The organism is Mesorhizobium ciceri biovar biserrulae (assembly GCF_001618845.1).
Classification (GTDB): domain Bacteria; phylum Pseudomonadota; class Alphaproteobacteria; order Rhizobiales; family Rhizobiaceae; genus Mesorhizobium; species Mesorhizobium ciceri.
Genome location: NZ_CP015064.1, coordinates 1,412,607 through 1,424,880 on the forward strand (window position 1 = coordinate 1,412,607; position 12,274 = coordinate 1,424,880).

Consider the following 12,274-nt stretch of genomic DNA (forward strand, 5'->3'; position numbering starts at 1 on the left):
CCAAAGGCAAGATCCTCAAAAGATGAAAGGGCCGGGCTTACCCGGCCCATCTTCTTACTTGAGCAAGGCTTCCATCGGTACCGGCTCGGAAATCGTCCAGTTGCCTACAACACCCGGCTTGCCGGCCTTGGTCTCGACGATCAGGTACCGCGTCTGGTTCTGGTGATGCAGTTCCGGCGTGAAGGTACGAGGCCCGAACAGCGTCGGCTCGTTCTTCATCTTCTCCAGTTCCGCGACGACGGCGTCGGCATCGGTCGTGCCTGCACGCTCCACCGCCTTGGCCCAGACGTCGACCATGACGTAACCCGGAAAGACATACTGGCTCGAGGGATCGGCGCCTGTCTTCGCCTTGTAGGTGGCATTGAACTTCAGCACTTCCGGATTGGGATCGTCGCCATAGATCGATCCCTGAACGGGGACGTAGAAGTTCGTCAGATCGGGCACAGCGGATAGCCAATAGCTACCGTCGACGCCCGAGCCATTCAGGATCATGGAGTTGATGCCCGCGGCACGAAGCTGCTTGATGGCCGAGACAGCGCCCGGCATCATTGTGCAAAGCATGATCGCATCCGGCTCCTTCGGCAGAGACTTGATGCGAGTGATCTGCGCGGCGATGGAGGCGTCCTCGTTCTTGAAGGTGTCTTCACCGACAAGCTTCGCGCCTTGGGCTTCGAGCTTCGGCATCATCCAGTCGAAGCCGTCGCAGATGCCCTTGTTGTAGGCCGTCCAGGTATCGAGCAGACGGTAGAAGTCCTTTGCGCCTTTTTCCTTGAATGCCCACTCGGCCATGGTCGCGCCCTGCACGGGCGCCAGCACCGACGCGGAGAAGCTGTGCGGGCCGACACCCTGGATACCGGCCTTGACCGATTCCGCGCACAGGAAGAAGGAGATACGGCCCGCGTCCTCGGCCGCGAGCGCAGCCGGCGATCCGAAGTCGTAGTCGCACGAGACGACCACGAGATCCGCGCCCTGGTCGAGCACGGAGAGGCCCGCCTTGGCGCCTTCGGCCCGGTCGGACTTGGTGTCGGCCTTGACGACCTTGATCTGCTTTCCAAGCAGACCGCCAGCCGCATTGATCTCGTCGATGCGGATCAAGGCCGCCTCCTGCGCAGGCTTGTCATAGGCTTCCATGAAGCCCGACTCCGCAGTGGCGAAGCCGATGACGATGGTCTTGTCATCGGCCAGGGCCGGGTATGCGATGGACATCGAGGCCAGAGCGGTTGCGACAATTCTCATTTTGTATGTCATGCACGTCTCCTTTTTGTTTTCCGGTCGGGCTTGTGCCGCCGGTCACTTGTTGCGACTGCTGCGGGGTAAGGTGATCTCGCGGTTGCCCATGAGTCCGGATGGGCGAAGCGCGAGGATCACGATCATGATGACGCCGAGGGCTATTTCCTGAACCCCTTTCGGGAGGGCGAAAGTGGACTCGCCGAGCGATACGCCTGCCTCCAGCCAGCGCAGCGCCTGGATGAGGGCGGACAGCAGGACGACACCCACCACACCCCCCGACAGGCTGCCCATGCCGCCGACAACGAGCATGGAAAGGGTGATGAAGGTGAGACCGAGATAGAATGTGTCGGGTGTGACCACGCCGATGGAATGAGCCATGAGCGCACCGCCCAGCCCCATCACCGCGCCTGATATGACGAATGCCACCAATCTTTCCCTGGGAATGTCGATACCGGAAGCCGCGGCGGCGGTGGGCTCGTCGCGGGCAGCACGAAGGGCCAGGCCGGACCGGGAGATCGCGTGCGCCCAGGCGATGAAGATCGCGACCACGGCGCCGATGAGATACGGCCAGATCACGCGTACGATCGGAATGCCGACGACCGATGAGGTCGCTCCGGTCACGCTCTCCCAGTTGGAATAAATTGTGTTGATCATGGCGAGCATCGCGAAGGTCGCGATCGAAGCCGCGATGCCCGATAATCGCATCAGCACCCGCCCGAAGATGAGAGCGGCGAGGGCGGCGAACAATGCTGCCAGCGTAGCCGATTGCCAGTACGGCAATCGGGTCGCCAGCAGCCATTCGGGCAGTCCCGGCAGCGAACCGCGTTTCATCATCGGATTGATGGTGAGCCACGCGGCCGCGTAGGCGCCAAGGCAGGTGAAGCCGATATGCCCGAAGCTGAGAACGCCCGAATTCCCGATAAAGATGTATAGGCCCACGACGAGGATGACACGGACGAATACGTCGATCACCGTCTGGTTGAAGGGCCGCGATCCGGTCATCACCGTGATCAGCGCGATGGCCAGCAGCAGCAGAGAAAGCAGGACCGGTGTCAGGATTGTGCGGCGGGCAAGCGCGAAGCGGGCGGGCTTTCGCTCGGCAGCCGGGGCACCGGCAGCGGTAGAGTTGGTGAGGGAGGCGGCGACACCCATGAAATCAGATCCTTTCCTTGGTGCCGCGCGCGGCAATAAGACCCTGTGGGCGGAAGAGGAGGACGAGGATGACCGCTCCATAGACAAAGGCATCGCGGAATGGCCGGGCGTCGATGGGCAGCATGACTTGCATGATCACCGAGGCGGCACCCAGCAGGAAGCCGGCGAGCACGGCTCCCCCGAGGCTGCCGAGGCCGCCAATGACGGTGGCGATGAAGGCCATCAACATGATCGAGGCGCCCATCTGGATGTCCAGCGTGCCTGTCTGGGCGCCAAAGATCAGTGCAATGGCGGCGGCCAACGCGCCGGAGAGGGCGAACGCGCCCATGATAACCCGGTTCGCACGCACACCCAGCATTCGGGCCATCGAGAAGTTCTCGGCCGCCGCCCGCATCTCCAGGCCGAAGCGGGTTTGACGCAGGAACAGTGTCAGGCCGATCAGGATGACCATCGTGGCCACGATCGTTATGAGCTGGAGGAGGGGAAGCCTGGCACCAAGGATCTCCACCGGCTGGGACAGTTCGGGCAGCAGCGAGATCGATTTCGGCCGACTGGAGAAAAGCATGAGCAGGAAGTAGCGAATGACGAAACCGAGCGCGAAGGAGGCGATCATCATGGTTGCCGGATTTGCCTGACGGAACCGCCTGAAGACGACGATTTCGCACAGCACCGACAGCCCGGCCCCGCAGAGGAGCACGAATGGCAACAGCAGGTACCACGGCAATTGGCCGGCGAAGACGATGGCCATTGCGTCCGTAGACGGCCATAACAGGGCGAAGACGCAGAAGGCGATGACGTCGCCATGCGCGAAGTTCACGAGCCGCATGACGCCGAAGATGAGGGCAATGCCGAGCGCCCCGAGCGCATAGAGCGAACCAAGCGAGAGTGCGTCGAACAGGATCTGAAGCATCTCAATTGTCCTCGTAGCCGAAATAGGCAGCCTGGATCGCCTCGCCATTGCCGAGCGTCCGCGCGTCGCCATCGAGCACGATCTGTCCGCCACGCATCAGGATCATCCGCCCGCCCACCATCATCGCCCGGGCCGAGCTCTGCTCAACGATCAGGAGCGTGAGCTGGCGCTGCGCACGCAGCGCGATCAGCCGCTCGTAGACCTGGTCGTTGATGTTGGGGGCGAGGCCCAGTGAAGGCTCGTCGATGGCTACAAGCCGCGGATTGGTCATCAGCGCGCGGCCGATGACCAGCATTTGCTGCTGCCCGCCGGACAGCAATCCCGCCTGCCCGTGCCGCCTCTCTTTCAGCATCGGGAAGGTTGCGTAGACGGCTTCGAGTTCGTCGGCCGCTCGGCTGCGCCAGCCGCGTTCGCGGGCATGCATGCCGGTTCCGACCAGAAGGTTCTCTTCGGTCGTCAGCGAGCCGAAGACATCGCGCCCCTCCGGCACCATGGAGAATCCGAGCCGGGCGATGTTCTCCGGCGCCTGGCCGGTGATCTCATGACCAGCAAGGTCGATCCGGCCGCCCGCCACCGGCGTAACACCGGCGATCGCGCGCAGCAGCGAAGACTTCCCGGCTCCGTTCGGGCCGGTGATGAACAGGATTTCTCCCTCGTCCATGGAGAAGGAGACATTGCGGACCGCCGTGAGACGGCTGTAGCGGATGGTGATATCGGAAAGGGCGAGCAGGCTCATTCCATCGCCTCCAGCACAGGCAGGTCGGTGTTCGCGGCCGTGCCCATATAGGCGTGGCGCACCTTCTCGCTGTCGCGGATCGCGGCAGGCGGTCCTTCCTCGATGATCGCTCCGGAATCGAGCACGACGATATGCTGGCAAAGGCCGAGCACCAGCCCGACATTGTGCTCGATGAGCAGGACACCACAGCCGAGATCGCTGGCGATGTGTCTTATCAGGGCGGAAAGCTCCCGCGCCTCCAGTGCGCTCATGCCAGCCGCGGGCTCGTCGAGCAGGATGTATGCGGGCCGTCCCATCAAGGCGCGGCCAATGGCGACGCGGCGCTCGTCCGTGTATGGCAACGTTCCGGCGATGCGGGTACCCAGCGCACCGATGCCTATCCAGTCGAGCATCGCTTCCGCTTCGGCGATGGCAGCGCGCCGGCTCATTCCCAGGCCAACGCCCGTTACCTCCAAATTGTCCAGCACAGGCAGGTCGCGGAAGAGCCGCCCACCCTGAAAGGTGCGGGCAATGCCGCGCCGCCGGACCTGATGCGGCTTGAGACCCGTGAGTGCTTCCCCGTCGAGCTTGATGGTGCCTTCCGTCGGTGCCTGGAAGCCGGTCAGCACGTTGACGAGCGTGGTCTTGCCAGCGCCATTCGGGCCGATGAGGCCACTGATGCGGCCGGGCGTAATTTGGAGGTCTACCGATGACAGGGCCTTCAGCCCCGCAAACGATACCGAGACGTTCTCCGCGCTCAGATGACTCATGACCCTTTCCTTCTTTCTACCGACGGAAAGGCGCGAAGCATCCGGCCTTGCGGCCAGCCACGTTGCAAATGTCTTCCCCTGTCGGTTCCGGCGGTCTCTAGCGGACTGCTCGGGTGCCAAATTCACGCCGTTGCCCGGCGTCGTCTTGTCGTTTCGCGCACCGGATTTTGTCTTCCGCCACGCGCGGTCGGTTTTGGCCGGCCGATCTCCTCGCCTCCGGCTCCTCCGCCGGCATTTTCCCGGCTGACGTCAGCCGGCCAGATGCCCTTCAGCACGCGCCAGCGCGGCGCGCTGTTCGGTTCGCGCGGCAAGCGCGTCTTCCAGCGTCACCGGAACGAAGCGCGCCGGGGTGTGCGGCTGGAGTTGGGCGATAAGGTCCATGTCGGCCGATATCACCACGCCCAGCATCATATACCCGCCACCCGAAACCGCGTCCCGGTGAAGAACGATCGGCTCCGTGCCACTCGGCACCTGGACGGATCCGTAAGGATAGCAGGCATCGACGATGTTCGAGGGGTCGGAGCCCGCACCGAAAGGCTGCTCGCGCTCGACGAATTCCAGCGGCGTCCCGCCCCGGAAGCGATAGCCGATACGGTCGGCTTCGGGCGCGACCTTCCAGGTTTCCTCAAAGAACCGATTGCCGGCAGCCTCAGTGATCCGATGCCAGTATATGCCGGGAAGCATTCTGAGTTCCGCCGGGCTATTGCGCGCGCGGCGCAGATTTGCAGGCAGTGAAAGACCGGCTTTGCCGGAACCTTCGCCGAGGGGAAGCTCATCGCCCGCCTTCAGCGTGCGGCCCTGATGGCCGCCGAGTGCGCCCAGAATGTAAGTCGAGCGCGAACCGAGAACCACGGGTACGTCGATGCCGCCGGAGACGGCCAGATAAGCGCGCGCGCCGCCCTTGAGGAAGCCGAAGGAAAGCCGGTCACCGGCCTTCACCGGAAAACTTTCCCACGTCGACCGTTCCTCGCCATTGAGTTTGGGTGGGAGCTCTCCACCTGTGACGGCGACGACCGCGGATTGGGTGAATTCGAGTTCGGGACCCATGAAAGTGGCTTCGAGCACCGCGGCACCCGGATCGTTGCCGACAAGCAGGTTTGCGACGCGTGTCGCAAAGCGGTCCATGCCGCCGCCTTCTGGAATGCCGACATGATAGTGGCCGGGTCGGCCAAGGTCCTGCACGGAAGTGGAGAGGCCGGGAGAGATTACCTTAACGGCCATTGATAAGCTCCATCAGCTTTGCGTTGGTGCCGTAAATGTCGCTGTTGAAATCCTTCAGGCTGAAGGTGCACTCGCGAACCGTCGGCTCCCACCGATTGGCTTCGATTTCCTCAAGCGTGGCGTCGTAGTCATCGCGGCCAATGGGCTTGAACTTGACGATGTCGCCTGGCTTGAACAGACACATGTCATCGGCGAGGTAGCGCACCTTCCTGGTCGGGTCGTAGATCGGGGCCGGGGTTATGCCATACATCTGGTAGCCGCCAGCGCCGCGTACCGAATAGATCGCTGCAAAGCAGCCGCCATGGCCAATGGTGAGCTTGGGAGTGTCGGTGCGTGGACGCAAGTATTTCGGCGCCTGAATCTGTTTCTTGCGCTCAACCATCTGGTACAGGAAGGGCAGTCCGGCGACGAAGCCGACCATCGATACGAACCAGGGCTGGCCGGAATAGGCCTCGATAAACTCTTCCACCGTGGCGTAGCCGTTGATGCGTGCCGAATATTCAAGATCGGTGGAGGAGGGGTCCTGATGGCGCTCGCGGAAGCGCAGGCAGGTTTCACGCGTCCATGGATCCTGGAAATAAACCGGCAGTTCGATGATCCGGGTCTTCAGCACCGGGTCCGACTTCGAGGCGGCCTCTTCCATCGACTTCAGTTCGCTGAGCAAATCCTGCGGCTTGACGATGTCGGGGTTGAAGCGAATCTGGAAGCTGGCGTTGGCTGGGCAGATCTCGGTGACGCCTCGGATGCCTGCCGTACGCACCGCATTGGTCATCGAAAGGCCGGTAAAGAAGGAGGTGAGCGACATTTCTTCGGACACCTCGCCGAAGATATGTTCGTCACCGCCGAAGTTGAATCGTATCGACATCGGTCCTCCTTAACCCGCCAATGCTGCGGCGTTTTCGATGAGCCAGCCTTCCAGCCAGCGGGTATGCACGTCTCCCGCCCGCATCGCCGGATCGGCGGCCAGCGCAAGAAACAGCGGCTTGGTGGTCTTGAGCCCGCCGATCTTCAACTCGTTGAGCGCGCGGATCAGGCGCACTATCGCCGCCTCGCGCGTCTCTGCATGCACGATCAGCTTGGCAAGCAGCGAGTCATAAAAGGGCGGCACCTGATAGCCTTGATAGAGCATCGAATCGAAGCGTACGCCCGGACCGCCGGGAATGCGAAGCTCGGCCACCTGCCCGGGGAATGGAGCGAACTCCTTCGCCGGGTCTTCGGCATTGAGCCGGACTTCGATCGCATGCCCTTTGACGGAGACATCGCTTTGCCGGATCCGCAGCTTCTCGCCGCCGGCGATGCGAAGCATCTCCGCAACGAGGTCGATGCCGGTGATCGCTTCGGTGACCGGGTGCTCGACCTGGATACGGGTGTTCATCTCGATGAAGTAAAAGCGGTCTGCTTCATCGTCGTAAAGATACTCTACCGTGCCGGCACCAGAGTATTTGACCGCCTTGGCCAAGGCGACCGCTGAAGCGCAGAGCTCTTCGCGCAGCCTGTCTGAAAGTGCGCGCGACGGCGCCTCCTCCCAAACCTTCTGGCGTCGCCGCTGCAGCGAGCACTCCCGCTCGTAGCAGTGGATGGCATCGCTTCCGTCTGCCAGCACCTGCACCTCGATATGGCGGGCCTTGCCGATCACCTTTTCCATGTAGAGACCACCATCGCCAAAGGCGGCGAGGGCTTCTGCCTCGGCCTGAGGAAAGGCTTGTTCGAACTCTGCGAACGAGTTCGCGATGCGGATGCCCCGCCCGCCGCCGCCTGCCGCCGCCTTGATCATCACCGGAAAACCGGTTGCGGTCAGCACCTCGTGGCCAGCCTCGAGGCCCTCGACCCGGCCAGCCGAGCCTGGCACGACGGGGACACCTGCAGCGGCAGCGGCCGATCGCGCCGAGACCTTGTCTCCCATCATCCGGATCGCATCTCCCGACGGGCCGGCGAAGACCAATGCAGCGCCTGTGACCGCGTCGGAAAACGCGGCATTCTCGGCAAGGAACCCATAGCCTGGATGAACACTGTCGCAACCGGTGTCGCGGGCAGCCTTCAGAATTGCTTCGACATTGAGATAGGACTTCTTTGCAGCTGGTGGGCCGATGTTGACCGCTTCGTCCGCAAGCTGGACGTGGAGCGACTCGGCGTCTGCGGCCGAATACACCGCCACGGTGGCGATCCCCAGATCTTGCGCGGCCCGGATGATCCTGACCGCTATCTCGCCCCGGTTGGCAACCAGAAGCTTTTTCAGCATCAGTCGAGATCCGCAATAGGTGCGCCGGCCATGATGGGATCCTCATTGTCGGCAATGAAGCGGATGTTCGTACCGGCCGTCTCGGCCCTCACTTCGTGGAACGACTTCATCACTTCGATGAGACCGATTACGTCTCCGGCGGACACCGCGTCGCCATCCGCCTTGTATGGCGGCTGGTCTGGCGAAGCGCTGCGATAAAAAGTGCCGGGAAGAGGTGAAAGAATCTGGGCCATAAAAAGCTCCGGAAAACTGCGGACAGACTAATCTGGAACCGCCCGCACGGGCGGGTTCGGTCGAGTTCAGTGCCAGGGGGCGATTGCGGTGCGCACGGCCCGGGCTATTTCGATGGCGTTCGGCGTATCGGAATGCACGCAGATGGTTTCGCAGCGTACAGGGAAGAAACTGCCGTCCTCTGCCGTGCCCTCGCCCTCCCTGATGGCGCGTACGCACCGCTCGGCCATCTCTGCGGGGTCCTTGGCGTCATGAACGCGTGTCAAGATCAGCTTGCCGGAGGCATCGTAGTCGAGATCGGCATAGAACTCAGCGACAAATGGGATACCGCGCTCTTGATAGATCTTCTCGTGCAGGGTGCCCGTCATGCCGAAGAGGGGTACGCCGAAAATTTCTGCCGCGTCGCACACGCCATGGGCTATTGCCTCCTGCTGCATGGCCATGAAGTAGAGGCTGCCATGCGGCTTGATGTGGTGGAGTTCCACACCCTCGGCCTTGAGGAAGCCGGCAAGCGCTCCCACCTGGTAAATGATGGTGTTCCTGACTTCTTCGCGGGTCATCCGCATCTCGCGCCGGCCGAAACCCTGAATGTCGGGCAAGCCTGGATGGGCGCCGATCTTTACGCCACTCGCCTTGGCGCTGCGGACGGCGGCGTGCATGTGATCCGGATCGGAAGCGTGAAAACCACAGGCGACATTGGCAACGTCGATGATGGGCATCATGCCCATATCGTCGCCAACCTTGTAGAGGCCAAAGCTTTCGCCCATGTCGCAGTTTAGCGTCACCGCCATCGCATTGTTACCCCTCGAAGCTGCCGTCTTTGCGGCGTTGCAGCATTTTTTGCGCATGCGAGGGCATTTGTGAAATAGTAGTTTATTGATTGTCATATCAAAAAAACAGATAATGGTTCTGGGCCAGGGCGCACCATGACCATCACCTTGAAACAGTTGGATTATTTTATCGCGACCGCCGAGAGCGGACAGGTCAGTCATGCCGCGGTGGAACTCAACATCTCGCAATCGGCGGTCACTGCGGCGATAAAGACGCTTGAGGCTGACCTGGGCGTACGGCTTTTGGAGCGTAACCACGCTGGCGTAAGACTGACGATGGAGGGCGCGCGGTTTCTTGAACATGCGCGTGTTATCACCGGGGCCGTCGCTGCGGCCGTCCGAAGCCCGTTGCGCGATAGGAAAGGCCTGGCGGGCAAGCTGCGGCTGGGCATGACCTACACGGTCGTCGGCTACTACATGTCGCGCCACTACGCGCGCTTTCGAAAGACCTATCCCGAGATCGAGGTCGAGGTGCTGGAACTGCCCCGAGACGCTCTCGAAAGCGGGTTGATGTGCGGGGACATCGACATGGCCGTGATGCTGGTGTCGAACCTGGAGCACACCAAGGAGTTGGCGCAGGAGGTCTTGATGCGGTCGAACCGCCGGCTCTGGCTTTCGGCTGATCATCATCTGCTCGCGCGGCAGGAGATCAGCCTCGCCGATGTGGCGGCGGAAGATTATGTCATGCTGACGGTTGACGAGGCACGCACGACGGCCGCCCGTTACTGGGATGCCGCGGGCCTTTCGCTCCGCGCCGTCCTTACCACCAGTTCGGTCGAGGCCGTGCGGTCGCTCGTGGCTGCCGGCATGGGGGTCACTGTCCTGTCCGACATGGTTTACCGCCCCTGGTCCTTGGAGGGGCAGCGCATCGAAGTGCGCGGGCTTGTCGAGCCCATCCCCACTATGGACGTTGGCCTTGCCTGGTCGCGTGACAGATCAATCGAACCGGCGGCTGCGGCCTTCCGGGCCTTTATGTCCGTAACCATGGGCGGCGGCGGCTAATCTCCTGCCGCCAGTCAGGCGCTATGGCTCAGGCTCGCTGGTTGAGCAGCGGAGCATGCGCGCTCAGGAGCTGATGCCTCGCATCCTCAAGGGGGATTTCACCTTTGTCGCAAATTACCTCGTCATCGTCGTCCCTCAGGTTGCTCCCGACAAACAGAAGGAATTCTTGGACAGTCTTATTGGTCACCTCGGACCGGAACCGGAGAAGTTTCTCATCGGCGGGCGGTGACTTCACGGTTGCGGGCTACGATCTGCTCGTGGCGGAGGGGAGGCGTCGCCTCCATGAAGCCCTTGATCAGCGCGTCGCGAATTCCGGGTGCGCGCGCCTTTTCCGCCGTGGACAGCGCATCCTGAAGATCAGGCAACGTCAGTTCCGTGCAGTAGGCGGGCGTGCCCGGTTGCTGGCGCCAGGAATTCGCGAGATCGCCGGCATCAAGTGCGTCGAAACCGGTCTCGTTCACCAGTTCGCGTGCGATCGCTTTGGCATGCACATCATCGCCTGCGACGGGGATCGCGATGCGTCCGGTCATTCCGGCCGCTGCGCCACTTTCTGCGAGCGTTTGGGCGAGGACTGCATTGAATGCCTTGACCACTGGCCGGCCGAGTTGTTCGCTGGACCACACGCTTTCCGGCTTGCCATCGTCAACCTCCGCGATATTCCCGTCGCGCATGGGATAATAATTGGAGGTGTCGATCACGACCACGTTGGCTGGTACATCGGCAAAGAGGCCGGCGACATCGGGGATCTTCGCAAACGGGATCGATAGAACGATCGCCTCGACATCCCTGGCTGCTTCGTGCGCGGCAACCGGGATCGCACCAACCTCCGTCGCTTTCTCGCCGATGTCCTCAGGCCCCTTCGAGCCCGCCAGCTTCACCGCGTGTCCGGCGGCTGACAGCTTTCGTGCAAGGGTGGTGCCGATATTTCCCGCGCCGATAATGCCGATCTTCATGCCGATTTCCTTCCAGATAATTGTGATTATGAGCTCAGCGCATGGTGCGCGGATCTACTCCGTATTGAGCGGACATCCAGAGGGTCACGCAGGGCGGTGCTGCCGACGGAGCAGTCCGCCTCGAAACTCGTATAGCTCGCGGCATCTGCTGACGGCGCGCGCCAGGCGCCAGGCAGGTTGCGGTACCCGTTGCCCGGATGCATGCCGGTATCATCTGCCTGATCATCGTGTCCTCGTTTAGCTCGCTGATGCCGACCTGTTAGAATAGTCGACCGGGGGCTATATGGAGACTCTCTCCGATTCGGCTTTTAGATGCGGAGAGTGTCTCCGGTATTCAAGGGTTCAAAGTCAGTAATGTCGCAATTGTCGGTCGCGTCAGCCCTGCGCAGGGACGCGCAGCATAATCGGGCGCACATTCTCGAGGTGGCGCGACAAGCGTTCGGCAACGATAGTGTTGACGTTTCGATGGATTCTATTGCGAAGCTGGCGGGCGTGGGAGCAGGGACGCTCTACCGCCATTTTCCAAACAAAGACGCCGTGCTGGCTGCGCTGTTAGTTCTTCATTATGAAGGCCTCGACCATCGTCGCGTTGAAATCGAAGCCGGGGAGAGCGATGCAGGCCGCGCACTCGAACTCTGGGTTGAAGCTCTCGGCGACTGGATGCTGGCTTATCAGGGCTTGCCTGAACCGTTACGGGCGGCTTGCCGAGTAGAATCCCCGCTGACGCCGACCTGCCATGCTGTCATCGCGACGACCGAGCGAATCCTGAAGGCTGCACAGGACGAAGGGCTTGCACGACGGACGATGACCGGGCGCGACATCTTTTTCGGGGCACTGGCGATCGCTTGGGCGAGCGGCGCAACGGCAGCGGGCGAAGACACCCGCAACGTGCTTCGCGACATTCTGAAGAACGGGTGGATGGAACCGAAAACAGCACCGGGCGGCCGACCTTAGTCTGCCTATCCGACTGCGCAGCCTCTCGAATTTAATCACGCCCGCCGCTAGCGGGTGTGCATCAAAC

General features: G+C 62.1%; 14 protein-coding genes. 3 read left to right on the forward strand and 11 right to left on the reverse strand.

The genetic code is table 11. The annotated features are described in order from the left end of the window. Window positions 1-54 precede the first annotated feature (54 nt). The 10 genes from A4R29_RS06240 to A4R29_RS06285 form a co-directional block, all read right to left on the reverse strand. Window positions 55-1,248, reverse strand: a complete 1,194-nt coding sequence (locus A4R29_RS06240; protein WP_013533160.1) for an ABC transporter substrate-binding protein — start codon at window positions 1,246-1,248, stop codon at window positions 55-57. A gap of 42 nt (window positions 1,249-1,290) precedes the next feature. After that, window positions 1,291-2,382 (reverse strand): branched-chain amino acid ABC transporter permease, encoded by a 1,092-nt coding sequence (locus A4R29_RS06245; protein WP_013533159.1) that lies wholly within the window; start codon window positions 2,380-2,382, stop codon window positions 1,291-1,293. Between the two features lie 4 nt (window positions 2,383-2,386). Continuing rightward, a complete protein-coding gene (locus A4R29_RS06250) occupies window positions 2,387-3,292 on the reverse strand; it encodes a branched-chain amino acid ABC transporter permease (protein WP_013533158.1) in 906 nt (301 codons plus the stop codon). 1 nt (window position 3,293) lies between these two features. Further along, window positions 3,294-4,028 carry an ABC transporter ATP-binding protein gene (locus A4R29_RS06255; RefSeq protein WP_013533157.1) on the reverse strand — a complete coding sequence of 245 codons (735 nt, stop codon included), beginning with the start codon at window positions 4,026-4,028 and terminating at the stop codon, window positions 3,294-3,296. Next, a complete protein-coding gene (locus A4R29_RS06260; protein ID WP_013533156.1) occupies window positions 4,025-4,777 on the reverse strand; it encodes an ABC transporter ATP-binding protein in 753 nt (250 codons plus the stop codon). The genes A4R29_RS06255 and A4R29_RS06260 overlap by 4 nt, the downstream gene beginning before the upstream one ends. Window positions 4,778-5,026: 249 nt before the next feature. Next, a complete protein-coding gene (locus tag A4R29_RS06265; protein WP_027163991.1) occupies window positions 5,027-5,998 on the reverse strand; it encodes a 5-oxoprolinase subunit C family protein in 972 nt (323 codons plus the stop codon). Beyond that, the gene (locus A4R29_RS06270; protein WP_027163990.1) at window positions 5,988-6,863 is read right to left on the reverse strand and encodes a 5-oxoprolinase subunit B family protein; all 876 of its coding nucleotides are present in this window, start codon (window positions 6,861-6,863) and stop codon (window positions 5,988-5,990) included. Before A4R29_RS06270 ends, A4R29_RS06265 begins: the two co-directional genes overlap by 11 nt. A 9-nt stretch (window positions 6,864-6,872) precedes the next feature. Continuing rightward, window positions 6,873-8,237 carry an acetyl-CoA carboxylase biotin carboxylase subunit gene (locus tag A4R29_RS06275; RefSeq protein ID WP_063171493.1) on the reverse strand — a complete coding sequence of 455 codons (1,365 nt, stop codon included), beginning with the start codon at window positions 8,235-8,237 and terminating at the stop codon, window positions 6,873-6,875. After that, entirely contained in the window at window positions 8,237-8,470 is a 234-nt protein-coding gene (locus A4R29_RS06280; protein WP_013533152.1) for an acetyl-CoA carboxylase, read from the reverse strand. The genes A4R29_RS06275 and A4R29_RS06280 overlap by 1 nt, the downstream gene beginning before the upstream one ends. A gap of 66 nt (window positions 8,471-8,536) precedes the next feature. After that, window positions 8,537-9,259, reverse strand: coding sequence for a LamB/YcsF family protein (locus A4R29_RS06285; protein ID WP_013533151.1), 723 nt, complete (start codon window positions 9,257-9,259; stop codon window positions 8,537-8,539). 135 nt (window positions 9,260-9,394) lie between these two features. Here A4R29_RS06285 and A4R29_RS06290 point away from each other — a divergent pair, with 135 nt between their 5' ends. Next, window positions 9,395-10,300 carry a LysR family transcriptional regulator gene (locus tag A4R29_RS06290; protein ID WP_013533150.1) on the forward strand — a complete coding sequence of 302 codons (906 nt, stop codon included), beginning with the start codon at window positions 9,395-9,397 and terminating at the stop codon, window positions 10,298-10,300. Window positions 10,301-10,355: 55 nt separating this feature from the next. Continuing rightward, on the forward strand, window positions 10,356-10,529 hold the full coding sequence (locus tag A4R29_RS34060) for a hypothetical protein (RefSeq protein WP_174564963.1): 174 nt from the start codon (window positions 10,356-10,358) through the stop codon (window positions 10,527-10,529). On the opposite strand, the gene A4R29_RS06295 is transcribed toward A4R29_RS34060, so the two are convergent. Beyond that, window positions 10,513-11,253, reverse strand: coding sequence for an NADPH-dependent F420 reductase (locus A4R29_RS06295; RefSeq protein WP_063171494.1), 741 nt, complete (start codon window positions 11,251-11,253; stop codon window positions 10,513-10,515). The two genes, A4R29_RS34060 and A4R29_RS06295, sit on opposite strands and share 17 nt — an antisense overlap. Window positions 11,254-11,607: 354 nt before the next feature. Here A4R29_RS06295 and A4R29_RS06300 point away from each other — a divergent pair, with 354 nt between their 5' ends. Beyond that, the gene (locus A4R29_RS06300) at window positions 11,608-12,207 is read left to right on the forward strand and encodes a TetR/AcrR family transcriptional regulator (RefSeq protein WP_063171495.1); all 600 of its coding nucleotides are present in this window, start codon (window positions 11,608-11,610) and stop codon (window positions 12,205-12,207) included. Window positions 12,208-12,274: the final 67 nt, after the last annotated feature.

Bases quoted from the DNA above. Each gene is read 5' to 3' on its own strand.
- A4R29_RS06290 (WP_013533150.1), top strand. From the start codon at position 9,395: ATGACCATCACCTTGAAACAGTTGGATTATTTTATCGCGACCGCCGAG.
- A4R29_RS06270 (WP_027163990.1), bottom strand. From the start codon at position 6,863: ATGTCGATACGATTCAACTTCGGCGGTGACGAACATATCTTCGGCGAG.
- A4R29_RS06280 (WP_013533152.1), bottom strand. From the start codon at position 8,470: ATGGCCCAGATTCTTTCACCTCTTCCCGGCACTTTTTATCGCAGCGCT.
- A4R29_RS06300 (WP_063171495.1), top strand. From the start codon at position 11,608: ATGTCGCAATTGTCGGTCGCGTCAGCCCTGCGCAGGGACGCGCAGCAT.
- A4R29_RS06240 (WP_013533160.1), bottom strand. From the start codon at position 1,248: ATGACATACAAAATGAGAATTGTCGCAACCGCTCTGGCCTCGATGTCC.
- A4R29_RS06275 (WP_063171493.1), bottom strand. From the start codon at position 8,237: ATGCTGAAAAAGCTTCTGGTTGCCAACCGGGGCGAGATAGCGGTCAGG.
- A4R29_RS34060 (WP_174564963.1), top strand. From the start codon at position 10,356: ATGCGCGCTCAGGAGCTGATGCCTCGCATCCTCAAGGGGGATTTCACC.
- A4R29_RS06245 (WP_013533159.1), bottom strand. From the start codon at position 2,382: ATGGGTGTCGCCGCCTCCCTCACCAACTCTACCGCTGCCGGTGCCCCG.
- A4R29_RS06265 (WP_027163991.1), bottom strand. From the start codon at position 5,998: ATGGCCGTTAAGGTAATCTCTCCCGGCCTCTCCACTTCCGTGCAGGAC.
- A4R29_RS06255 (WP_013533157.1), bottom strand. From the start codon at position 4,028: ATGAGCCTGCTCGCCCTTTCCGATATCACCATCCGCTACAGCCGTCTC.
- A4R29_RS06250 (WP_013533158.1), bottom strand. From the start codon at position 3,292: ATGCTTCAGATCCTGTTCGACGCACTCTCGCTTGGTTCGCTCTATGCG.
- A4R29_RS06260 (WP_013533156.1), bottom strand. From the start codon at position 4,777: ATGAGTCATCTGAGCGCGGAGAACGTCTCGGTATCGTTTGCGGGGCTG.
- A4R29_RS06295 (WP_063171494.1), bottom strand. From the start codon at position 11,253: ATGAAGATCGGCATTATCGGCGCGGGAAATATCGGCACCACCCTTGCA.
- A4R29_RS06285 (WP_013533151.1), bottom strand. From the start codon at position 9,259: ATGGCGGTGACGCTAAACTGCGACATGGGCGAAAGCTTTGGCCTCTAC.